General features: G+C 68.6%; 16 protein-coding genes and 2 pseudogenes. 6 read left to right on the forward strand and 12 right to left on the reverse strand.

The window, feature by feature from the left end; genetic code table 11:
• The 6 genes from OG417_RS25205 to OG417_RS25230 all read right to left on the reverse strand — a co-directional run bounded on the left by OG417_RS25205 (nt 1) and on the right by OG417_RS25230 (nt 8,070).
• Nucleotides 1-2,409, reverse strand: coding sequence for a type IV secretory system conjugative DNA transfer family protein (locus OG417_RS25205; protein ID WP_329260871.1), 2,409 nt, complete (start codon nt 2,407-2,409; stop codon nt 1-3).
• Nucleotides 2,406-4,175 carry a VirB4 family type IV secretion system protein gene (locus tag OG417_RS25210; protein WP_329260874.1) on the reverse strand — a complete coding sequence of 590 codons (1,770 nt, stop codon included), beginning with the start codon at nt 4,173-4,175 and terminating at the stop codon, nt 2,406-2,408. The genes OG417_RS25205 and OG417_RS25210 overlap by 4 nt, the downstream gene beginning before the upstream one ends.
• On the reverse strand, nt 4,172-5,083 hold the full coding sequence (locus OG417_RS25215; RefSeq protein WP_329260878.1) for a PrgI family protein: 912 nt from the start codon (nt 5,081-5,083) through the stop codon (nt 4,172-4,174). Before OG417_RS25215 ends, OG417_RS25210 begins: the two co-directional genes overlap by 4 nt.
• Complete coding sequence (locus OG417_RS25220; RefSeq protein ID WP_329260881.1) at nt 5,080-6,471, reverse strand: hypothetical protein; 1,392 nt, start codon at nt 6,469-6,471, stop codon at nt 5,080-5,082. The genes OG417_RS25215 and OG417_RS25220 overlap by 4 nt, the downstream gene beginning before the upstream one ends.
• 287 nt (nt 6,472-6,758) lie before the next feature.
• Complete coding sequence (locus OG417_RS25225; protein WP_329260883.1) at nt 6,759-7,103, reverse strand: pilin; 345 nt, start codon at nt 7,101-7,103, stop codon at nt 6,759-6,761.
• 214 nt (nt 7,104-7,317) lie between these two features.
• On the reverse strand, nt 7,318-8,070 hold the full coding sequence (locus OG417_RS25230) for a hypothetical protein (protein ID WP_329260886.1): 753 nt from the start codon (nt 8,068-8,070) through the stop codon (nt 7,318-7,320).
• Nucleotides 8,071-8,402: 332 nt separating this feature from the next.
• Between OG417_RS25230 and OG417_RS25235 the strand changes: the two genes are divergently transcribed.
• The 3 genes and pseudogenes from OG417_RS25235 (at nt 8,403) to OG417_RS25245 (ending at nt 11,222) form a co-directional block, all read left to right on the forward strand.
• The gene (locus OG417_RS25235; RefSeq protein ID WP_329260889.1) at nt 8,403-9,482 is read left to right on the forward strand and encodes a DNA cytosine methyltransferase; all 1,080 of its coding nucleotides are present in this window, start codon (nt 8,403-8,405) and stop codon (nt 9,480-9,482) included.
• 217 nt (nt 9,483-9,699) lie between these two features.
• Nucleotides 9,700-9,837: pseudogene (locus OG417_RS25240) on the forward strand (helix-turn-helix domain-containing protein); the annotation flags it as partial.
• A gap of 122 nt (nt 9,838-9,959) precedes the next feature.
• Nucleotides 9,960-11,222 (forward strand): tyrosine-type recombinase/integrase, encoded by a 1,263-nt coding sequence (locus OG417_RS25245; protein WP_329260891.1) that lies wholly within the window; start codon nt 9,960-9,962, stop codon nt 11,220-11,222.
• 309 nt (nt 11,223-11,531) lie between these two features.
• On the opposite strand, the gene OG417_RS25250 is transcribed toward OG417_RS25245, so the two are convergent.
• Nucleotides 11,532-11,939 (reverse strand): hypothetical protein, encoded by a 408-nt coding sequence (locus OG417_RS25250; RefSeq protein WP_329260893.1) that lies wholly within the window; start codon nt 11,937-11,939, stop codon nt 11,532-11,534.
• Between the two features lie 342 nt (nt 11,940-12,281).
• Nucleotides 12,282-13,138 (reverse strand): annotated as a pseudogene (locus OG417_RS25255) (IS5 family transposase).
• A gap of 92 nt (nt 13,139-13,230) precedes the next feature.
• Here OG417_RS25255 and OG417_RS25260 point away from each other — a divergent pair.
• Entirely contained in the window at nt 13,231-14,367 is a 1,137-nt protein-coding gene (locus OG417_RS25260; protein WP_329262569.1) for an IS701 family transposase, read from the forward strand.
• Nucleotides 14,368-14,946: 579 nt separating this feature from the next.
• A complete protein-coding gene (locus OG417_RS54415; protein ID WP_442875727.1) occupies nt 14,947-15,054 on the forward strand; it encodes a pentapeptide repeat-containing protein in 108 nt (35 codons plus the stop codon).
• Between the two features lie 71 nt (nt 15,055-15,125).
• On the opposite strand, the gene OG417_RS25265 is transcribed toward OG417_RS54415, so the two are convergent.
• Complete coding sequence (locus OG417_RS25265) at nt 15,126-17,771, reverse strand: bifunctional acetate--CoA ligase family protein/GNAT family N-acetyltransferase (protein ID WP_329260898.1); 2,646 nt, start codon at nt 17,769-17,771, stop codon at nt 15,126-15,128.
• A 261-nt stretch (nt 17,772-18,032) separates the two neighbouring features.
• Between OG417_RS25265 and OG417_RS25270 the strand changes: the two genes are divergently transcribed.
• Nucleotides 18,033-18,422, forward strand: coding sequence for an Hsp20/alpha crystallin family protein (locus OG417_RS25270; RefSeq protein WP_329260901.1), 390 nt, complete (start codon nt 18,033-18,035; stop codon nt 18,420-18,422).
• Between the two features lie 72 nt (nt 18,423-18,494).
• Here the strand turns inward: OG417_RS25270 and OG417_RS25275 are convergent, their stop codons facing one another.
• From OG417_RS25275 to OG417_RS25285, 3 genes are read right to left on the reverse strand one after another with little or no spacing between them, the layout of a single operon-like run.
• Entirely contained in the window at nt 18,495-19,487 is a 993-nt protein-coding gene (locus OG417_RS25275; protein ID WP_329260903.1) for an Acg family FMN-binding oxidoreductase, read from the reverse strand.
• Nucleotides 19,484-20,392 carry a universal stress protein gene (locus tag OG417_RS25280; RefSeq protein WP_329260905.1) on the reverse strand — a complete coding sequence of 303 codons (909 nt, stop codon included), beginning with the start codon at nt 20,390-20,392 and terminating at the stop codon, nt 19,484-19,486. Before OG417_RS25280 ends, OG417_RS25275 begins: the two co-directional genes overlap by 4 nt.
• Nucleotides 20,379-20,807: a universal stress protein gene (locus OG417_RS25285; protein WP_329260907.1), complete on the reverse strand. Its 429-nt coding sequence runs from the start codon at nt 20,805-20,807 to the stop codon at nt 20,379-20,381. The genes OG417_RS25280 and OG417_RS25285 overlap by 14 nt, the downstream gene beginning before the upstream one ends.
• Nucleotides 20,808-21,082: the final 275 nt, after the last annotated feature.

Genomic DNA, 21,082 nt, shown 5'->3' on the forward strand with positions numbered 1-21,082 from the left:
CTATCGCGGATCTCCCGGAAGTGGGCCCGGCGTCATCTCGGCCGTGCGCTTGCGTCCGTAGCGCTCTCGTGAGGCCTTCCGGACGGCCCGCTCCCGGCCGAGTACGGGCGGCGGCAGCGGGCGGGTCCGGAGCGTGAACGCGCTCGTCAGCGTGCCGTGGTCGATTAGTCGTGCGGCGGCCTGGAAGGCGGCCAGATTGGCGAGGTCGTGCGCGCCCAACTGCGGCGCCATGTGGCGCTCGAGATGGCGGGCGTCGCTCGGAGACACCGTGAAGATCAGCTTGTTGCGGGCGTTCGCGGCGATCGAGTCCCGAAGCTCCTGCGGCAGCTGGGTGAGGTTCTGGTGGGCGAGGATCAGAGCGGCTCGGTAGGAGCGGGCCTCGGCGAGCATGTCGTCGATCCCATGCGGGAGCGTGAGGAAGTTCTGGCACTCGTCCACGTAGACCGCGCAGTCGGGCCGATCGGCGTCAGGACGCCGCGCGCGGGCCTGGACGGCCTGCCAGGTCTTGGCGAGAACGAGTGATCCCAGGAGCCGGGCGGTGTCCTCTCCGAGCACACCTTTGGGAAGACGCGCGATGAGCAGGCCGCCAGTGTCGAGAAGCCGGCCGATGTCGACGGTGCTCCGCCCTGCGGCCAGGACGTCGCGGGCAAATCCGCGCAGCAGGACCGCGCGGAGCTTGTTCATCACCGGCCCGGTCACCTGAGCCCGCTGAGCGTCGGAGAGCTTGTCGTACCAGCTCCAGAAGTCGGCCACGAAGGGGTTCCTGACCGACGCCATGGCGCGAGCCCGATACACGTCGTCGTCGAGTAGCCGGGGAACGTCCGCCAGAGTCGCGTCCGGATTGGCTGCGGCGGTCAGGAGGGCGGAGCGAAGGATGTCATCGGTGCGGGGTCCCCACGAGTCGGCGTAGATGCGTCGGAAGATCCCCACTACCACGTCCGCCGTCAGCTCCGGGTTGGCACCGTCGAGGATGTTCACGCAGGGCGGTGGCGCGTCGTCGTCGGGATCGATCAGCGCGACGTTGCCGACGAGTCTCTCGGGGAGACGTGGAAGGACGAGCGTCGAGTCGCCCTTGGGGTCGATGGAGACGAACCCGCGTCCTGCCTGCGCGTCGTCGAGTTGCATGGACAGCAGGCCGGTCGTCTTCCCTGTGCCGGTCTCGCCGATCACATGGAGGTGATGGCGAGCGTCCGCGACGCGGACGCCGACGGTCCTGCGGGGACCCGCCTCGGTTTCGCCCAGCACTCTGACGCCGGGACCTTCCGACGGCAGTGCTGGCGGTGGTGGTGTCGGCCTGGCTCCGGCAAGGTCCAGTCCGGGCACTGTCTCATCGATCGGGATATGGCAGAGGGCGGCCAACTCCGGCACGGACAGCAGGTCTCCGTGCCCCATCCGCCGTGTCCGCAGTGCCTCGCAGCTGCGGAGCCGCTGGCGGCGTAGGTAGTTGAACCCGGTGTAGGCGGCGTAGGAGGAGGCGATGGCGTGTGCCCGGCCGTGTGTCCATGTCTGTCCGCAGGGGCTGGTGTCGCCGGTGGCGACCACGTACCGTACGACGGTCTCCAGCCGCGGGCGGGATGCCTTGGCCAGGATGGCGCGTACCTCGGCAGGAGTCTCCGCGGGACGCGCTGTGCTCGTACCGGGCGCGTTGACTGCGCCCACCGGCAGTAGCTCGAAGAGACCGGCCTTGACGCTTGTGACGGCGCCGGGTGAGCGGAGCGCGGTCGCGTACCGTCCCGCTCGGCGGAGCCTGCGGCCGGTGACCGGCCGGGCGAGCACCTGGACCACCACGCGTTCAGAGGCGGTGAGTGATCCGGCGGCGGCCAGCAGTCCGCGGAGCGGGTCGATGTCGAAATCCGAGCGCAGCGGATAGTGGTCGGGGCGGGCGAGCCGGAGCCGACCGGCCACAGCATGGACGCGTGATGCGGCCGGCTGATCCGCCGCATGGGCGGTACGGGTCGCCGCGCCCGGCCATGAGCCTTCGATCGCCCGCTCGACCAGCCCGGGTGGAATCACTCCGGGGATCCACAGCCGGATACGCACTCCGGTCTCGGTGAACACGTATTCCCAGGTGACGTGCGGCACGCCGGTGATGGGGCGCAGCCAGCGAGGCCGGAGCAGGCCGAGCAGGTGTGTCCACAGCGCCTCGGCTCCCGCGATGTCCACCGATGGTGGCGGCAGGATGTCGATCACGCGGGCGTACGGGATCAACCGGGCCTGCTGCCATCGAACCAGCGCGGTACGCGCCAGCACGCCGGCGATCGCCATCATGAGCGCGGTGCCGGAAAGCATCGCGGCGTTCGTCGCGATCAGGCTTGAGAGGTAGTCCCACGCCTGTCGCATGCTCGCCATCGGGTCGTCGAGGAACCGCGCGACGGGAGACAACCGGGCTTGAAGCGACCACGAGCTCATACCGACGCTCCGTCGGCTTCGAGGTCGGCGAGCTCGGCGGGATCGGTCGTGCAAATCGTGTGCTCGACAGGAGAGGCCAGCGTGCGCAGGGCCACGCGCTGGGAGCCGCAGCTCAGGAGTGCCTCGCCCCGGTCGGCGGCGAGCAGGAACGCCCGCTCGCCCTCGGACAGGCGGAACGCCTCACAGACCTGGTCGATCGCTTGTGGCGCTTGGCGGAGCAGGATCTGGGTGGCGCTGTTGCTGACCACCGCTCGCCCGAGGTCGGATGCCAGGACGTCGGCGGCGTCTTGTGTGACGACGGTGAGGCCGGCCCAGTGTTTCCGCGCGGACTTGGCGAGCCGGTACAGGAACTTGGCGCCTTCTCCGTCGCGCAGGAGCAGCCATGCCTCGTCGACGATGACGAACCGGCGTTTGCGGTCGCGCGGGTCGCTGACGGTGCGCCAGATCGCGTCCAAGGTCAGGAGCGTGGCGACGGTCTTCAGCTCCTCGGGAACGTCGCGCAGCGAGAAGACGACCAGGTGGCCGTCGGGCCGGGTGGTGGTCGGTCCGTCGAAGAGGTCTCGGAAGCTCCCGGCGACGTACGGGGCCAGGCGCGCGGCGACTTCGCGGGCCTTGGGGTCCTCGCTCGCCTCCAGCGTGGCCGCCAGGTCGCGCAGCAGCGGCGCGGGCCGACCCCAGGTGCGTGGGTCCTCGGTGATACCGACGGCGTTGTAGGTGGCGAAGACCGCGCGGTCCAGCGCTGCCCGTGACGCGGGGTCCAGCGAGTCGCCGAGGAGTACGGCGGTCAGGGTGTGCAGGAACAGTGCTCTGCGGGTGAGCGCGTCCATGGTCTTCTCGGAGCCGGAGGGTAGGTCGAACGGGTTGAGGCGTACGCCGGGCGCGCCGAGGGCGATGCAGGCTCCGCCCACGGCGTCGGCGAGGCGCGTGTACTCGCCTTCGGGGTCGATGACGGCGATCTCGACACCCGCGTACATCGAGCGCAGTGCTTCCAGCTTGGTGAAGTACGACTTGCCGGCGCCGGAGCGGGCGATGATCACGGCGTTGTGGTTGTCCAGCGCCCACCGGTCCCAGGTCACCAGGGAGGGGGAGGAGGCGTTCGCCCCGTACAGCACCGATGTCTCCGACAGGGGAGAGGCGAGGTCCGGTGAGGTGAAGGGGAAGGCGGCGGCGAGCGCGTGCGTGTCCATCGTTCGCCGGGTGCCAAGGGCGTCGAGCCCGAGGGGCAGTGTGGATGTCCAGCCCTGCAACGTGCGGAAGGTCGCCGGGCGGGCGTCCAGTAGCAGCGATGCCGCCAGCGTGCGGACCCGTCGTACTTCCCTCGCTAGTTCGTCTTCGCTTGTTGCGTGGACGGTGATGTAGAGGGCGACGTGGAAGAGCTTGGCGTGTCCGCGCGCGAGACCGGATGCGAGCGCGTGGGCGTCGTCGGCGGCGGCGTCGGCTTCGAAGTCGACCAGCCGTCCGCGCTCGGCGTCCGACCGGGCAGAGGACTCGAGCCGGGCGAGTTGTTTGCGGAGGCGGTCGGCGGCGACCTGGTTCGGGATCGGCTCGATGTGCAGTGCGACGTCCGTACGGCCGGGGTCGGACAGCAGGGGCTCAAGCCAGCCGGGGCCGACCTCGGCCGGGTAGCCGGTGATCGCGAAGGTGGCGCATACACCGTCACCGAGGACCAGGCTGCGGGCGCCGATCTCCACTCCGTCCGGACCGAGCGGCAGGCCGGGAGTCGCGGTACGGCGGCGGGTGAACAGATGCGCTGTGAGCGGTCTCATCGGCCCGTGATCACCTCGTCGGTGTTGGTGACGGAACACGGCGTCGGGTTGTTCGGGTCGCAAGCGGTGGCGAGTACGGATGCGACCGCGGGCCCGTCGAGTACGCGAGCGTCGATGCCGATCGCCGTCAGGGCGGCGGCGATGTGCTCGGCCTGCCGCAGGGCCGGTCCGCTGTCGGCTTCGCTGGTGGTCTCTGAATCGCGGGCGATGAGCAGGACCTGGTGCCACAACAGCTCGGAGCGGGCGGCGAGGTCGGCGAGGAACTCCGCGTGTTCCCGCGCGGCGGCTTCGAGCTGCGGGTCAGGGAGTCTGGGGGCGGCGTCGAAGACGCGTTCGGCCAGGGGCGCCAGGTTCATACGCTCGGCGCGCACGAGGATCTGGATCGGTGAGGACAGCCCGTGCAGGCACCGGGCGAACCCGGCGACCATGGCTTCTTGCTCGCCGAAGGTGGCCAGCGCGAAGCTGACCGTCCCGCAGGCGATCATCGTCGCACCGCCGTGATCGCCCAGCTCGATGAGCCCGTCCGCGCGGATGCCGGTGACTGGCAGCGCGAGCGGCGCTGGAGGACTCGGCACGACGGTGGCGAGGTAGTCCGGCGTCGCCGGTACCTCCCCGGGGATACGCCGTCGGGGCGCCAGATGCTGCTTCACGGCCGCGACGGCGAGACGATCCAGGCTCAGGCCATCGCGGCGTACGAGCGCGAACGCCACGGCGGCCGAGGCAACCGGTACACAGCACGCGATGAAGACGAGCGGTGGAACGAAATGACGGGTAGCCATGAACGCCGCCCACAGCACCGCGGCGGTGCCGCTGAGAATGGCGACCTGCCGGGCGGTCAGGCCGGCCAGCACACGATCCTCGCGATCGATGTCGGCGGGGATGCGCGTCGCGTACGGTTCGCGGGTCATCGCTGATCACCTCGTGGCGTCCTGGGACTCTGCGGAGGCTGTCCACCTTCGCGTGGCGTGGACCTGTGGGGCGGCGGCGCACTCTCGCTTCGCGGACGGGGTCGGCGTCCGGGATCGAGATCGGTGAACAGCGGTGGCTGCGTCGGCCGAGTGGGAGGGCGGAAGGGCAGGCGGAGCTGTTCGGGACGCGTCGGCACCGGCAATTCGCCTTGCCGCCAGCGCGGCGGGGCGTCGGCCTTGGGCCGTAGCGGCAACTGGAGCTGGATGCCGCGTTCCGGCATCGGCTTCAGCGGCGGCAGGTGCGGCAGTTCCAGCTGCCGGCCATGCGCAGCCGGCCACCGCAGCGGCAGCTCAGGCTGCACCCACGTTCCGGGACGCGTCGGCGGGTTGGGACCGAGCGGTGGCATCGGCCGAGTGGGACGGGGGCTGGTCGGAGGCATCGGCGGGCGTGGCGGTGGGACTGCGCCCTTGCTGCCGCGTGTGCCGGTCAGGGCGCCGGTGACGCGCCGCAGGACAAGGACGGAGAACAGGAAACGAGCCGCGCTGCTGATGGGGTTACGGCCGAACGCGCCGCGCCACACGGCCTTGGAAACCCAGGACGGCACGCGCGCGAGGATGTAGAGCAGGCAGACGACGAGCAGCAGGTCGACGATGCCCTTCTGGCTGGGGATCCCGACGAGGGGCACCTTGTCGCCGTCCTTGGCCGACAGGACGTCGACGGCGCCGGCGAAGACCAGCGATTGAACGACCTGGATCGCGAGCATCCCAGTGATCGCTCGCCACCAGAGACGAGCTATGCCGTCGGTCTGCGGCAGCGCGTGAAAGATCAGCGCCAGGGGCGCGGCGATAACCAGCAGCATCGTGACGGTGACCCGCATGATGTAGCCGCCCGCCACCATGAGCGCCAAGACGACCGCGACCAGCGTGATCAGGCCGGACAACATGCCGAGCGTGGCGATGTTGCCAACGAGGAAGCCCTTGATCACCTCGGCGGCGCCGTGCGGATCGGCATGGGCGGAGCCGTAGTCGATGAACGCGCGCGCCAGGGCGTTGGCGACCTTGATCGCCTGCTCGACGATGAGCTTGCTGCAGTTGGCGGCGAGGAACGCCAGCAGCAGGCGCATGAGGATGTCCTTGCTGGCCGTGCCCGGCGCGATGGCGTGGCCGGCCATCAGGAGAATGCCACCGATGACGACCAGCACGACGAAGCTCGTGTCGGCGATGGTTTCGCTGACCGACCACAGCGACTGGACGTGCTTCATCGAGGGACTATCCAGATCCGGTGTGCTCAGCAACGTCTTGCCGAAGAAATCCATGACCGGCGGAATCGCCGACGTGGTGAGGCCGGTGAACCACGAGTCGATCGCCCTGCCGACCTCGCAGCTCACCTCCCACGGCGGGCAACCCACCGGAGGCGGCGGTGGCGTGACGACCGGCGTTGGGAGCACACTCCGTCCCGCACAATGCGGTATGGGCTCGCCGGGGAAGATCTGCACGCTGGGGCAAGGGCTCGGGCTCGCAGGTGCCGGCGCTTGCGGGTGTGGAGCCGGGGTTGGCGAGGCGGCCGGATTCGGTGCTGGCGGCGCCGCGTGGGCCAGACCGGTACTCGTGAATAGCGCGGCGGCGGCGATGAGCAGTAGAGAGACCCATCGGGCGGGATGTCGTCGTGGCATGGTCACGCTCCGACGATTCGTTTGAGGATCTCCACGAGCACCGGTGCCAGCGCCGCGACGCCGTAACCGATCGCGGCGTACTTCAGCGCCTCCTTGGCCTTGCTGACCTCGCCCGGGTCGCCTGCCGCGAGCAGCATGCGCAGGCCCCCGACGGTGAGGAACAAGGTGGCCAGCGCCACCAGCAGACCGATCAGCCACGTCCGCAGGTTGTTGATCACCGTCTTCAGGTCGGCAGGCGCGGCAACGCCTTTTTCTGACGCGTATACGGCCGTTGCGGCAACTGCGACGGTCGTGCCTATCGCGGCGGTTATGACCGCAGTACGTGCTAGCCCGTTGAGCCATGCCATCCGAATGCCTCCCTCCGCAGGCATCGCGCCCGTCGCTATCGCTGGCATCGAATGAAAGAGGCGTCCAGGAGGCGGGAATCGAGCCGATCCCCTTTCTGGTCGGCATGCGTGTTCCGGTGAAGCGGCCGGTGGCCTTCTTCCCGCCCCTGGATGGCGCCAGTTCCGATTCGCCCTCACTACGAACTGCGAATGAGAAGTCGCCGATCTTCGAAGATCACGATGAACTTTTGTCTTCTTTGATCCAGGCGGTCAGTCGTGCCTCAGCCGACTTCCGGCGGCACCAGGCGGTGGTGACAGGTAGGCCGAGACGCTGGGCCACGGCGCTCAGGGACGTTCCCTCCAGCCGGGAGGCTCCGATCAGCTCGGCTTCCTCGCGCGTGATCACGCCGGCGTTGACCGCGGAGGCGAGCACGAAGTCCGGATGGCCGTCCCACGCTGGGGTCAGCGAAGGCTCGGGCAGGCTGTCGAGATCTCGGGTGCGGGCCGCATAGGCCATAGCGCCGTACCGCATCCGACGGACTTGGTTGTAGGCCGTCGCGCGCAACTTCGCGCAGACCATGGAGCCATCGATGTCGGCCTCGGCGAGGGCCTCGTAGAACGCCGTCACCAGCTCGGAGTCCAGATCCTCCGGATCGCCGCTGTAGTCGCGCACAAGCCGGGCCGCCGCCGTGCGAAGCCCAGGCAGAGCCAGACCGACCGCGACCGTGGGCCATGGTTCACCGCTGGCGCGGACGAGCCGGACCAGCTCGCGCCACACGACGTCGCGGGCCACCGGCTGTAGCAGCGGCAGCAACTCCACCAGCTCCCGGACGCTGATACGGCGGGGCGGCAGCCCATGACCGAGGGTCCGGCCGTTGAGGGTCGGTGCGTCGGTTCGGGAGCAGATTTCGCAGAACGCCTGCGCGGCGCGATCCAACGGTGTGGGCCGGTTCCCGTTAACGAATATGGCGTCACTGTTGACAGACATGATGAGCTCCTTCCAGCTCCGGTGAATTCCGGAGCGGGCCCATCTACACATCCGTCATTCGCAGCGCAATCGCGCAGCATCCGTTTCTGATACGTCCGGCCCAGACGAATCCGCGACGAGTCGCAGACGAAGATCAGGCGAAGCCGGAAGATGTAGTCGCCATCGAAATACGAGAAGGCCGGATCGCAGTTCGTTGATGAAGCGGTCGGTGGCCAGGGCCGAGAAGCCTCATGGCCGCACGATCAACCGAAACGAACACGCACGACAGCAGACGTGACAGAGTCACGCCGGTCACAAGGGCCGGTCGGCGCACACGTCCGAGAATCGGATCAATGTGCACCGGCTACGGCGGCCTCGACCTCGCCGCCCGCGCTGTTTACGGCGGGGACATGGGCTGGTGCGCCGAGAACGACGCCCACGCGACCGTCCTGCTGCACCGCCGGTTTCCCGGCGTGCCGAACGTGGGTGACCTGACCGCCGTCGACTGGAGGCAGGTCCCGGCCGTGGACATCGTCACGGCCGGCTTCCCGTGCCAGGACATCAGCTACGCCGGCCGCGGCGCCGGCATCCAGGAGGGAACCCGTAGTGGACTGTGGCTCACCATCGCTGACGCCCTTCGCGTACTACGACCCGGACTCGTCCTGCTGGAGAACGTGGCCGCCCTCCGCACCCGCGGCCTCGCCACGGTTCTGGGGGACCTGGCCGCACTCGGGTACGACACGGCATGGACGTGCCTACGCGCCGCCGACGTCGGAGCTCCCCACCGCCGCGACCGGATCTTCATCGCTGCTGCCCACCCCGCAGGCCCGCGAGTCCCGCGGACGGACCTGTCCGCAGCAGCGCCGGAAGGGACGTCACCAGGTGAACCTGTGCGATGTGGCCTGTGCCGACCTGCTGCCCACCCCAAGTGCCTGCAACGCCAACGACGGCGAACGCCTCAGCTCCTGGCTGGGGCGCAGAGCCCGCCAGCAACCCAGCCGTTCGATGCCGCTCAGTGTGGCCGTACGGCTCCTGCCGACCCCTCGCGCCACCGACGGGACCAAAGGCAGCCCGAACCAGCACGGCTCCAAGGGCGACCTCACTCTGCCCTCCGCGGCACTCCGAGTCTCGAACCGGCCGCCGAGGTCGACTGGGGAACCTACGAACCGGCCATCCGCGAGTGGGAAACGATCCTCGGACGAACGGCACCCCCACCCACCGAACGCGGAACCAGGGGACAGCCCCGCCTGAGCGCCCGCTTCGTCGAGTGGATGATGGGTCTTCCCGCCGGCTGGGTCACCGACCTCCCCTTCACCCGCACCGCCCAGATGCGCCTCCTCGGCAACGGTGTTGTCCCGCAACAGGCGATCAGAGCCTTCCGAGTCCTCCACGACAGGCTGGGCGGGGACGCATGTGGAGGGCCGATCGCATGACCTCCCGACAGCCCGCGACTGGCAGACGACCGTCAAACGAAGATCACGCGACGATCGGCACGTCGTATGCCCCTGTGGTTACAAAGGGCCTGCTCAGGGGCTCCTTTACGGCTTGTGACTCCATACCGTGTCCGAGCACGCGACACGAGAAGCCGAACCCCTCGGACACGAACGACCGACTGGGAACTGTGGAGCGGGCGGCGGCGTGAGTACGCCGGTGCTTCACACGCCGGCTGAGGCGGCGGAGCTGCTCAAGGTGCGGGAGTCGTGGCTGCGGAAGAAGGCGGCGGCCCGGGTCATCCCGTGCACCTTCTTGGGCAAGCATCTGCGCTTCAGCGACGAGGACATCACAGAGATCGTCCGGTCGGGCACGCGGAAGCCGAGGGGTGCCACTCCGCCCGCCCGTTCCCGTTCTCTCCACCGCGAGAAGAGGTTCGGGGGAGTCGGCTCTACGGAGGAAAAGGAGAGAGCCACGCGATGGCCCACGCACAACGACATGGACCAGGTTGGCGAGCCAGATACAAGAAGCCGGACGGAACCTGGGGCTCGCAGTCGGGCTTCGAGACCAAGGCGGCGGCGCTCGACTGGGGAAACGAACAGGAGCTTTTGATTCGCCGGCATCTGTGGATCGACCCACAGGAAGCCGAGACGCCGTTCGGTACATTCGCCGAAGCATGGCTGGCCAGTGCCCGACTGGCCATCACGACCCAGGCTAAGTACCGGTCCTACCTGGACAACCATCTCCTCCCGCAGTGGGAGGACTGGCCGCTGGTCCTCATCTTCAACAACCACCTGGAGGTTCAAAGCTGGGTCACCGAACTCCACGAGGAACTGGCCGAACCAACAGTGGCGTCCGTCTTCGCGATGTTCTCCACGATCATGAATGTGGCAGTGCGAGCGCGGAAGATCCCGGCCAGTCCGTGCCAGGGAATCCGTGTTACATCGGGGGAGTACGAGGCGGACCGGCAGGTGGCCACGCCCGTGCAGTTCCTGCGAGGCGCTCTTCGCCTGAACGACAGCTTCGGTTACTCAGGCTTCGTCCTGGCGCTGATGGACGGCTACACCGGCGCACGTTGGTCTGAGCTCGTCGGTCTCCAGCCGCACGAGTACGACGAGATCAATCGCGCCATCCGAGTGGTCGAGCCGTTGGCCGAGGCCCAAGGTCAACTGGTCAAGGCCAAGCGCACCAAGTCCCCGGCGGGCAAGCGGTGGGTGCAGCTTCCTCCGTTCCTCGCCGATCTGTACGAGGCGCTCCTGGAGGACTGCGACCGTTCCTTCGTCTTCGTGGGGGAGAAGGGCGGCGTTCTGCGCCGGAGCAACTTCGGGAGGCGGTTCTGGCGCCCCGCCTGGGACGGTGTTGCACAGGATCGACAGACGGGCAAGCGGGTCCCGCCGATCCTGCCCGGCTTCACCTTCCACGAAGGACGGCACAGCCACCGGACGTGGCTGGCCGATGACGGGATCCCCGAGATCGGCCGCGCGGCCCGCCTGGGTCAGAAGATGCGCGGCATGGGCGGCATCTACGAACATGTGACGCCCGAGACCAAGGAACGGATCCTCACCGTCCTGCAAGCCCGCTGGGAGTCATCACTCCTCGCACTGCGGCCTCAGGAGCAGACGGCGCTCATCGCGCTCCTGCCTCGGATGGAAGAAACGATCAAGCAACTGACAGCCGTGCAACAGGCGGCGGCGAACCAAGGCGCCAAGATCATCGCCCAAATATCGCCCATAGACGCCTGAGGCCCTGCCCCTCCAGAGAGGAGGCAGGGCCTCTGACCTGCGCTTTCACGTGGTGGGCGATACTGGGATTGAACCAGTGACCTCTACCGTGTCAGGGTAATCCGATTATTCGTCCGACCAGTGCTCTATTGAGAATGAGCAGGTCAAAGGCCTCCGTTCAAGGCCGTTGAGGGACGTTCGGAGACGTTCGGCGTAGTAATCGTCTCCAGTTTCCCTCCAGATCTTGCGGGGAGCCGCCGAGCAACTGGAAGACGGTGGCCCTGCGCGACCACCTTGCGGGAACCAACGAGGCGCTCTGGCAGCACGCGGCTAAACATCCGCGGCCGCACAGGCCCATCTGAAACCCTGGCTGAGTAAGCCTCCCGGCACGTCGACACGACCGGGCTGCGTGACGTCGACGTGGCGCGAGCGATTCCACCGGCAGAAAGGCTGGTTGCTTTCCTGGATCGGGGCGGCAGGCTGAGATTGTTCCTCGCTAAACCTGTTCAGCGTGAGGCTGGGGCCGTCCTGCTGAGGTGTGAGGTCGACGGCCGGCCACCGGAGACCGTCCCGGATCTCGCAGCGGTCCTCGTCGAGTTGCGGGCCCGCGCGGCCATCACCACCGCCGCCCACGCCTAGGGACAGGTCGCGGTTGCGTCGCCAGAGGGCAACCTGCTCGCGATCTTGTCGCAGCTGAACGGTCGGGCGGCGGCGTTCGACCACATCACGCAGTTTCACCAGGCCCGTGTGAACGCAGATTAGGTCCTGGTGGCCGACCGGGTCCGGCACAGCCCACGTACGGCTCAGGCGTGGGATGACCTGTCCGATGCTGTCCGGACGGCGCGAGAGAGCCGGCCGCCCGGCGCGCGTCCAAGATGCTGGAGGACCTCACCGATGAGATCTGTCCACCAGCCGGTGAATCGGCGCCCGAGGGTCACCTGTTGCGGGAGGCGATAGCGCGACGCGATTTCGACGGTTACGTCCAAGCGCTGCTCGACGTCACGGCGGCACATCGGCGCCGTGAGCGTTGGCAACGCTGCAGGACCTTGTTGCAGCGGCTAAGAGGTCCTAACAGAAAGGTCAGCGGACGAGTCTGCGCCAGCAGATGATGGCGGCGGCGAGGGTGAGGAAGGCTTCGTGGATGTCATCGCGGATCTCCCAGCGGATGCGCAGCCGACGGAACCAGTGCAACAACGCGATGGTGCGTTCGACGACGTAGCGGTGGACTCCCAGGCCGGAGCCATGAGGTGTGCCGCGGCGGGCGATCAGGGGTTTGATGCCCTTGGCCCAGACCAGACGCCGGTACTTGTCGTGGTCGTAGCCACGGTCGGCGAGCAGGTGGTCGGGCCGCCGGCGAGGCCGTCCGACCCGACCCCGCACGGGCGGGACCGCCTCGATCAGCAGCGGCATCAGCTGGGTGACGTCGTTGCGGTTGCCGCCCGTCAGTGAGACGGCGAGCGGTGTGCCATGGCCGTCGGTCAGGACGTGGTGTTTCGAGCCCGTCCGCGCGCGGTCGACCGGGCTCGGTCCGCTTTTGGGCCGCCCTTGAGCGCCCGCACGTGTGAGCCATCGATCACCGCCCTGGACCAATCCAGCTTCCCGGCCGCGTGCAGTTCAATCAACAGCACCTGGTGCAGCCGATCCCACACCCCGGCCTCGTGCCAGTCCCGCAACCGCCGCCAGCAGGTCATCCCCGACCCGAACCCCAGCTCCTGGGGCAAGAACTCCCACGCGATACCCGTATGCAGCACGAACAGGATCCCGCACAGCACCTTCCGATCGTCCAGCCGCTTGCGGCCTGGATGGCGCGTACGCCGCTCCACCTTCGGCAACAGCGGCTCGATCCGCTCCCACAGACTGTCCCGCACGATCCACGGTGGCTGCTCGCCCTTCCTCACACCGAAGATCAAACAGGCAGAGCCATCCTCACCGGGCATCAGTGATCATTTTGTTAGGACCTCTAATACTGCAACGACAGGTTGTAACCTGAGCTGTCGCACTGGTAGTTGATCTTGGCATGTTGGCGGAGATGGTAGCTGGATGGTCGGCGGGGTTCACCGCGTTCGTGGGCCGGTTCGCGGCTCGCTTCCCGCGGGTCGAGTCACGGCGACAGATGCGTGCCTACGTGCGGGGATTGCTGAGTGAGGCGGAACGGAAGAACGGCTGGACGCTGGCCGAGGCCGCCGGGGAGGCCGGCCCGGAACGCATGCAGCGCCTCCTGAACTTCTATGCCTGGGATACCGACGGAGTGCGTGATGACGTACGCGCTGCGGTTGTTGAGGTGCTCGGTGATGCGAAGCGAGGCGTGCTGATCGTTGACGAGACGGGATTTGTGAAGAAGGGCACTAAATCTGCTGGAGTGGCGCGTCAGTACTCCGGAACCGCAGGCCGGATCGAGAATAGCCAGATCGGGGTGTTCTTGGCTTATGCCTCGCCGCGGGGGCGGGCGTTGATCGATCGAGAGTTGTACCTGCCTAAAGAGTGGACCGACGACCGTGATCGGTGCCGGCAGGCGGGGATCGGTGATGAGGTGCGGTTTGCGACCAAACCCGCGCTCGCGCGGAACATGATCGCCCGGACCGTGGAGGCCGGTATGCCGTTTGGATGGGTCACCGGGGATGAAGCCTACGGCTCGGATACGAAATTTCGTATGTGGTTGGAGGGCGTGGATATCGCGCATGTCATGGCGGTCGCCAAGAACGCCATGGTGGTGTCGATGCAGATGACCAAGGTCCGCGTCGATCGCCTTGTCGCTGCGCTGCCTGCTCAGGTGTGGGAGCGGTTTAGCTGCGGTGATGGCGTTCGGGGACAGAGGATCTATGACTGGGCTGCGATCGATATTCGCCCATTGCGCCGTCCGGATTGGGGTCACTGGCTGCTGGCCCGACGCTCGATCAGTGACCCGACCGATATCGCTTACTACGTCTGTTTCGGACCGGCCGACACGGCCATCAGCGAGTTGGTGAGGGTCGCCGGTTCACGGTGGGCCATTGAGGAGACCTTCCAGACTGCTAAGAACGAGACCGGCCTGGATCACTATCAGGTTCGCGGTTATCAATCCTGGTATCGGCACATCACGTTGTCGATGGTTGCGGCGGCGTTTTTGGTGATCACGCGGGATGTTGCGGAAAAAGGGGCTCTGCATCCGGCGGCGAGACCAGGCTGATTCCCTTGTCCGTCAACGAGATCCGTCGTCTATGGAATCGGATCACGGAACCCTTGACCTACACGATCGACCACGTCATTCACTGGTCGAACTGGCGCCGAAGAAGCCAAACTCGCGCTCGTATCAGCCACTACAAGAGACGGGGCCATCACGACCTGTCGTTGCAGTACTAACAGCGGGGCGCGCCTGTTGGCTCTTGGCATGCCTGGCGATCATCAAACATACGTTCTAATCTGCGGCTCATGGGTGACAACGAGCGTGACCAGGTGATCGTCAGCGCTCTGCACACTCATACCCAAGGCCTGCAGGGCCTTGCCCGGGGTGGGCGGCACGCCGGTCCGGCGGAGGGTTCGGTCAGGAAGTTCTCGCTGACGCGATCGGAGGCCCGGCCGTCGGCTCCAAACAGGGGCGGCGGCCGGGCCTTCGGTCCGTCTCAATAACGATCATTTTCGAGACGCGTATGACGCGCGGGCCGTTGGGGTGGCAGGCGGTTGTCACGGAACGTGTCACAGAACGAAGGCCCATGGTCGACCTCGTTGACGAGCTCCGCGAGAAGGCCGCGCGGCGTCGCGCCGGTCAGTGAGCTTGATTGGCGCGAACCTGACCAACGCGGACTTGTATGGCGCAGACCTGTCCGGGCGCGCATCTGTCGGGGGTGAAGGGCATGACCCCGGACATGATTCGTAAGCAGGCCCGCACTGACGCCCGCACACGTTTCTGATTCGACCGGGGCATGAGTCTGGTGCTCTACAGAGGAGTCAGCGGAGGCGGCGTAGGTGGGGGTCCCAGCGGAGTCGCGGCAATATGCGGATCCGGGCGTCGACCGCGGTGACGCCGTCGGGACGGGCGATTAGCGGGTTGATGTCGACCTCGGCGATCTCCGGGTGGTCGTCGGCGAGGCGCGACAGGCGGAGCAGGACGTCCTCCAGTGCCGCCGTGTCGACGGCGGGGGCGCCCCGGTGGCCCTGCAGAAGCGGTGCCCCGCGAATCGAGCGGATCAGTTCGGTGGCGTCCAGGTCGGTCAGCGGGGTGAGCCGCGCGGCCTGGTCCTCGAGAACGTCGGTGGCCACGCCGCCGAGGCCGAAGACGATGAGCGGGCCGAACAGGGGTTCCTGGATGATCCCGCACAGCACCTCCACGCCCGTACGGGCCATCCGCTGGACGAGCACGCCGCGGAGCCGGTCGCCGAAGAGCGTCGCGAACCGCCCGTAGGCGCGGCGCACATCCTGTTCGCCGCGCAGGTCCAGCTCGACGGCGCCCACGTCGCTCTTGTGCACGAGTCCGGGAACGTGGGCCTTGAGCGCGACGTGCCCGCCGAGAGCCGTCGTGGCGTGTACGGCCTCGTCGGCCGAGGTGGCCCAGTACCAGTCGATGACCGGTACGCCATAGGCGCCCAGAACATCCATGCACGCGACGGGTGCGAGCCAGTCGCCGTCGGGCGATTCAGCGAGCGCACGCTGGATGATCCGTGCCACCGAAGGAGCCGCGACGTCTCTCAACTCCGGCTCGCACCCCTGGGGACGGGCGAGCCATCGGCTGTAGGACCAGGCGCGAGCGACGGCACGCGCGGCGTGTTCGGGGAAGGCGTACGACGGGACGCGACGCCTGCCGGGCCCCGGCCGGATACACACGGTCTCCTGCTGGCCGAGGACGACGGCCGCCAGGGGACGCGCGACACACCCCATGGTGATCGCGGAGCTGAGGTCGGCGACCGCCGTGGGCACCACGATGGCGATCACCGCGTCCACCTCGGGGTCGGCGGCGACGACGTCCAGGCAGCGCCTGAACCGCACGGGGTCGATGGCCGCGGTGGTGTCGACCGGCCCGCCGCAGGCGGCTCCCGGCGGTACGAGCCGCGTCAGCTCCCGTACGGTCGCCTCACCGAGTGTCGCTGCGGTCAGTCCCGCGTCGGCGCAGGCGTCGGCGGCCAGGACCCCGGCGCCGCCCGCGTTGGAGACGACCGCGACGCGGGGCCCGGTCGGCAGCGGCTGGTGGGCGAGCAGTGCGGCGGTGTCCAGGAGCTCGCCAAGGCCCGAAGCGGCGATGACGCCGGCCTGCTGGAACAGCGCCTCCTGCGTGACCGCTGGGGTGGCCGCCGCGACCGTGTGGGAGGCCGCCGCCCGGCGGCCGGCCGCGGAGCGGCCCGCGACGACGGTGAGCAGCGGCATCCGGCGTCCGAGGCGCCGGGCCGTCCGGGAGAACTTGCGCGGGTTGCCGAAGGACTCCAGGTACAGGACGCCCAGCCGGGTGGCGGGGTCGGACTCCCACCACAGCAACAGGTCGTTACTGCTGACGTCGTACTTGTCGCCCGTCGAGACGAAGGTCGATACGCCGATGTCCAGGCGCGACAGGTGGTCGCGCAGGGCGATGCCGATGCCACCCGACTGGACGACGATCCCGGCGCCACCGGCACGGGCCGCGTGCGCGGCGAACGTCGCCTCGAGCCGCATGGTGGTATTGGCGACGCCGAAGCAGTTCGGTCCCACCATCCGCATCCCGTACCGGCGGCAGATCGTGGGCAACGCGCGCCCGTGCACCCCCGAGGTGATCACGACAAGCGATCGCACACCGTGACGCCCGCATTCTTCGGCGACATCGGCGACCGCCTCCGGTGGCACCGCGATCACCGCGAGGTCGGGGCTCTCCGGCAGCGCGGACACCGATGGAAAGCACGCGGCCCCCGCCAACTCCCGCCCCGCCCTCGGATTGACCGCGTAAACCGGGCCACCGAAATCATTGAGAAGGTTGTGCAGGATCGCGCCGCCGACGGATCCGGCCCGGCGACCGGCCCCCACGACCGCCACGGACGCCGGGCACAGCAGGTGGCGCAGGCTTTCGACGTCGGCGAACCGTTCGCGCTCGGCGACGGCGTCGAGGTAAGCGCCATCCCCGGTCAGCGGGATCGTCACCTCCACGACGCCGTTCACGATGCGGCGGTCGATCGGCAGGCCCACGCAGGCGAACACCTTCAACATCGGGATGTTCTGAGCCAGAGTCTCGGCGCGGAACGCCAGGAGACCTCGCGATCGGGCCAGTGACACGAGATGCTCCAGCAGCAACGTTCCCACGCCTCGGTTGTGCATCCCGTCGGCGACGGCGAGCGCGACCTCCGCCTCGCCGGGCGTCGCGGTGCGGTCGTACTCGGCCACGCCGACAAGCTCCCCGGCGAGCCAGGCGCCGAGCACCGCGTGATCGGGGTCGGGCTCCCGGCACAGACGCGCCGCCACCTCATCGGCGAGCCGCGGGCTGATCCCGAAGAACCGCAGATAGAGGTTCTCCGGGGACATGTCCTGATGCAGCTTGTGCACGGCGTCGAGGTCGCCCGGCCGCATCTCGCGGATCGCCACCGCCGTGCCGTCCGTGAGCAGCGCGTAGACCCCCTTCCGGGGCACGGGCTCCGCCATGTCTCCCAGCATCGGACGGCGACTGCGCCCAGGCAGCGGGCCGAGGTCATCCACGCGCGGGACCTTCGGTCCGTCCTGGACCGCAGGGATCGGAAAGCCCGGTGTTCGGGTCCGAGGACACCGGGGCGTCGGCCCAGAAGTCCCCTCAGCAGCGGGAAGACCGCCTCTACACCGCGCGCCGGTCATCGGGCGGAATGGGAGGTGGCAGGCGAAGTGAGGAGGAAGCCGATGAGTGTGCCGGCCCGCAGAGAGGCCAGAGGTATGTTCCCTGACCTGTTCGACCTGTTCGAAATGCCGCTCACGGCCCTGCGGCCGTTCACCGGTCAGACCGGTCAGGTCATCCGGGTGGAGGACGCGGTGGAGGACGATCGGTACGTCGTCCGAGCCGAGATGCCCGGCATCGACCCGGAGAAGGATCTGGAGATCAGTGTGTCGCGCGGCGTGTTGACGGTCCGCGCCGAACGCCAGGAGTCGCGGGAAGGACGCCGCCATTCCGAGTTCCGGTACGGCTCCTACGAGCGGCACATCCGGCTGCCGGAGAACATCAAGGAAGACGAGATCAAGGCCACCTACGACAAGGGCATCGTGACCATCACCGTGCCGCTCGAGGAGCAGAAGGAGACCACTCGGCGAGTACCCGTCGAGCGCTGATCTTCTCCCAAACGGGGCGCGAACGTCGTTCTGGTCCACGACGACGTTCGCGCCCGCCATGATGCGCCGATCTCACGGCTCGGGCCGGATGATCTCCTCCGGAGGCCGACGAACGCTCTGGCTTTCCCGCTCGGTGACTCCCAGACGCATGATCATCTGTGGATGTCCGCCGTCGCAGAAGTGCGTGCGGAGGAAGTCGCGTAGCTCCGGGATCTCCAGCGCCTGGGTGTGGAAGGCGGCGGAGACGTCGCTCCCGGCGGCGTGCAGCAGTACGCGTTGCAGCGCCTGTCCGGCCTGGAGCCACGCGGCGCGCTCGTCGGTCTTCGTGGTCAGCAGGGCGACCACGCCCGGTGCGCCGTGGCGTTCGTCGCTGGTGAGGCCCCAGCCGTGGCCGCGGGCGAAGTCGCGCTGCGCGAAGTGGGGATCGGTGCGTTCGGGGTCGCGCGGGTAGGCGTCCTCGTGTACGCCGTCCCGCCGGCCGCTGCCGGGACGCGGCGCCCAGCGGGCCATCTCGAGGCAGTAGTCCGGCTTCTGGCGCAGCATCTGCTCGGCGACCTCGGTGAGGGCACCGAGCGCGATGCGCGCCCTCGGGTCCGCGACGACGCGGAGGGCGGCGTTCTCGTCGAGGGCACAGGTACGCAGCGCCTGCAACAGCCCGGCCGGCAGGCCTTCGGGACGGAAGCCGCCGCGGTGGGTGCGGCGGCGCCGGATCTGGTCATACATCCGGTTCTCATCCTCGCTGGGGGGCTGAGCCGGTTCCAGCGTGACGTCGGCGATCAGGCCGGGGCGTTCCGGGTCGGAGGCCATCCGTATCCGCGGGGTGAGGCCGAGGCGGCGGGCGGCGAGGCGGAGCGTACAGAGCGCCGCGCCGCAGCTGATCAGCATCTCCCGGCCGTCGGGGTCGGCCACGTTCAGCCGGCGGTCGGGGTCGGCGTGCAGGGTCACCGTGGAGCCTCGCGTGCCGAACCACCAGGGCTGGGTGTTGTGCACCGACGGCGCCCACGCGGCGGCGTCGACGAGAAAGTGCGCGGTGTCCTGTTCAGATACCTCGTGGGCGATGTTCACGATTCCTCCTGCGGGGATAAGGACCGCACCACGGCCACGGGACAGTGCGTGGAGTACAGGACCGCGTGGCTCACCGAGCCGAGCTGCAGACCCGGAAAGCCCCCGCGCCCACGCGAGCCGACCACGAGAAGGTCGCAGCGCGCTGAGGCGCCCGCCAGAATCCGTACGGCGCGGCCGTGCACCGCTTCCCAGCACACCTCCACATCCGGGAACTCGGCCCGCCAGGGCATCAGGAACTCGCCGAGCGCACGGCTCTTCTCGTCGCTGATGAGGGCCGGGTCGTAGACCAGCGGCTGCATGTCGCCCGGTCCCTCCGAGCCGGGATGCGGCCAGGCATGGAGCGCGCGGAGCCGTGCCTTTCGTGCGGCCGCCTCCTCGAACGCGAAGCGGACGGCCTGCCTTTCCGTCTGCCCCCCGTCGATCCCTACGGTGACCTCGTGCCACGGAACGTGCTGCGCCTCACGAACGACCACGGCCGGCACAGGCGCGTGCGCGACGACCTGCAGAGCCGTGGAGCCGATCGCCAGCCGGGCGGCCAGGCCGGTCCCGTGCGAGCCGACGACGACCAGGGCGGCGGTACGCGCCCGCTCCAGCAGGACCCGGGCGGGCGAGCCGGTCTTGAGCTCGCTCACGACGTGCAGGCCGGGGGCCCGCTCGCGGGCGGCGGAGGCAGCTGTCTCGAGCACCGACCGGCCCCGTGCGATCACCTCGTCGGGTACCACTCCGGACTCCGGGTCGATCGGTGTCCCGTACAGCCAGGGAATGGTGTGGATGAGGTAGAGGGTGTGGTCGCGGCGCGCCGCCTCGTCGGCCGCCCACTCGACCGCGGACATGCCGCAGTCTGACCCGTCGGTGCCCGCGACGACGACGGCGGCCGAGGCGGAGGGCCGGTCACTCGGCTTCATCGGCGGTCTCGTTCTCGCAGACGATGACATCGCACGCGGCGCCGGCCAAAATCTCGGGCACGGTCGCGCCGCCGAGCGGCTTACCGTGCCGAGAGTTCACCCGCGCCCCGATGACGAGAAGTTCGGCGTGTTTCGCGATGCGGCACAGTTCCGTGCTCGTGTCACCGCGGGCGATCCGCAACCGGGTGGAGATGTGCTGGAGGCGTGGAAGGAGCCGCGCGACCTCCTTGCGCAGCCCTAGCCAGGCCACCGGAGTCCGCCGGAGCCCGCCCGGCCGCGGAGTCACGCGGATGGCGTCGAGCCGCGCATGTCGGCGGCGCGCCTCCGCCGCCGCTCGTCGCAGTGCGACCGTGGCGTTCGGCGAGCCGTCATGGCCGACGGCCACGTACCCGGGTCCTGGGACGATGACCTGCATCGATGACCTCCCCATCCGTAACACTCGCTTCTGCCGTGGCCCGATCGTGAGTGTCGAACGGCCTTGGGCCACAGGACCTTCGCCCCGTTCAGGACATCGCCACGCCGGTCAGGCTGGGCAGTGGGATGGCCATGTCGTGGATCTCGGACGGACTCGCCGATCGGCATGGCCCGCTATGCGCGGTGGAGCATGTCGAACGCTCCTTCGGCTGGGTGGTGACGTGGCCGCTGCATGATGTGGTGCGCTGTGGGCACCAATGTGACCGGGGAGGTCGC

Source organism: Actinoallomurus sp. NBC_01490 (assembly GCF_036227085.1).
Taxonomy (GTDB): domain Bacteria; phylum Actinomycetota; class Actinomycetes; order Streptosporangiales; family Streptosporangiaceae; genus Actinoallomurus; species Actinoallomurus oryzae.

Bases quoted from the DNA above. Each gene is read 5' to 3' on its own strand.
- OG417_RS25225 (WP_329260883.1), bottom strand. From the start codon at position 7,103: ATGGCATGGCTCAACGGGCTAGCACGTACTGCGGTCATAACCGCCGCG.
- OG417_RS25215 (WP_329260878.1), bottom strand. From the start codon at position 5,083: ATGACCCGCGAACCGTACGCGACGCGCATCCCCGCCGACATCGATCGC.
- OG417_RS25285 (WP_329260907.1), bottom strand. From the start codon at position 20,807: ATGCAGGTCATCGTCCCAGGACCCGGGTACGTGGCCGTCGGCCATGAC.
- OG417_RS25245 (WP_329260891.1), top strand. From the start codon at position 9,960: ATGGCCCACGCACAACGACATGGACCAGGTTGGCGAGCCAGATACAAG.
- OG417_RS25280 (WP_329260905.1), bottom strand. From the start codon at position 20,392: ATGAAGCCGAGTGACCGGCCCTCCGCCTCGGCCGCCGTCGTCGTCGCG.
- OG417_RS25260 (WP_329262569.1), top strand. From the start codon at position 13,231: ATGGTAGCTGGATGGTCGGCGGGGTTCACCGCGTTCGTGGGCCGGTTC.
- OG417_RS25210 (WP_329260874.1), bottom strand. From the start codon at position 4,175: ATGAGACCGCTCACAGCGCATCTGTTCACCCGCCGCCGTACCGCGACT.
- OG417_RS25235 (WP_329260889.1), top strand. From the start codon at position 8,403: ATGTGCACCGGCTACGGCGGCCTCGACCTCGCCGCCCGCGCTGTTTAC.
- OG417_RS25230 (WP_329260886.1), bottom strand. From the start codon at position 8,070: ATGTCTGTCAACAGTGACGCCATATTCGTTAACGGGAACCGGCCCACA.
- OG417_RS25265 (WP_329260898.1), bottom strand. From the start codon at position 17,771: ATGGCGGAGCCCGTGCCCCGGAAGGGGGTCTACGCGCTGCTCACGGAC.
- OG417_RS25270 (WP_329260901.1), top strand. From the start codon at position 18,033: ATGTTCCCTGACCTGTTCGACCTGTTCGAAATGCCGCTCACGGCCCTG.
- OG417_RS25205 (WP_329260871.1), bottom strand. From the start codon at position 2,409: ATGAGCTCGTGGTCGCTTCAAGCCCGGTTGTCTCCCGTCGCGCGGTTC.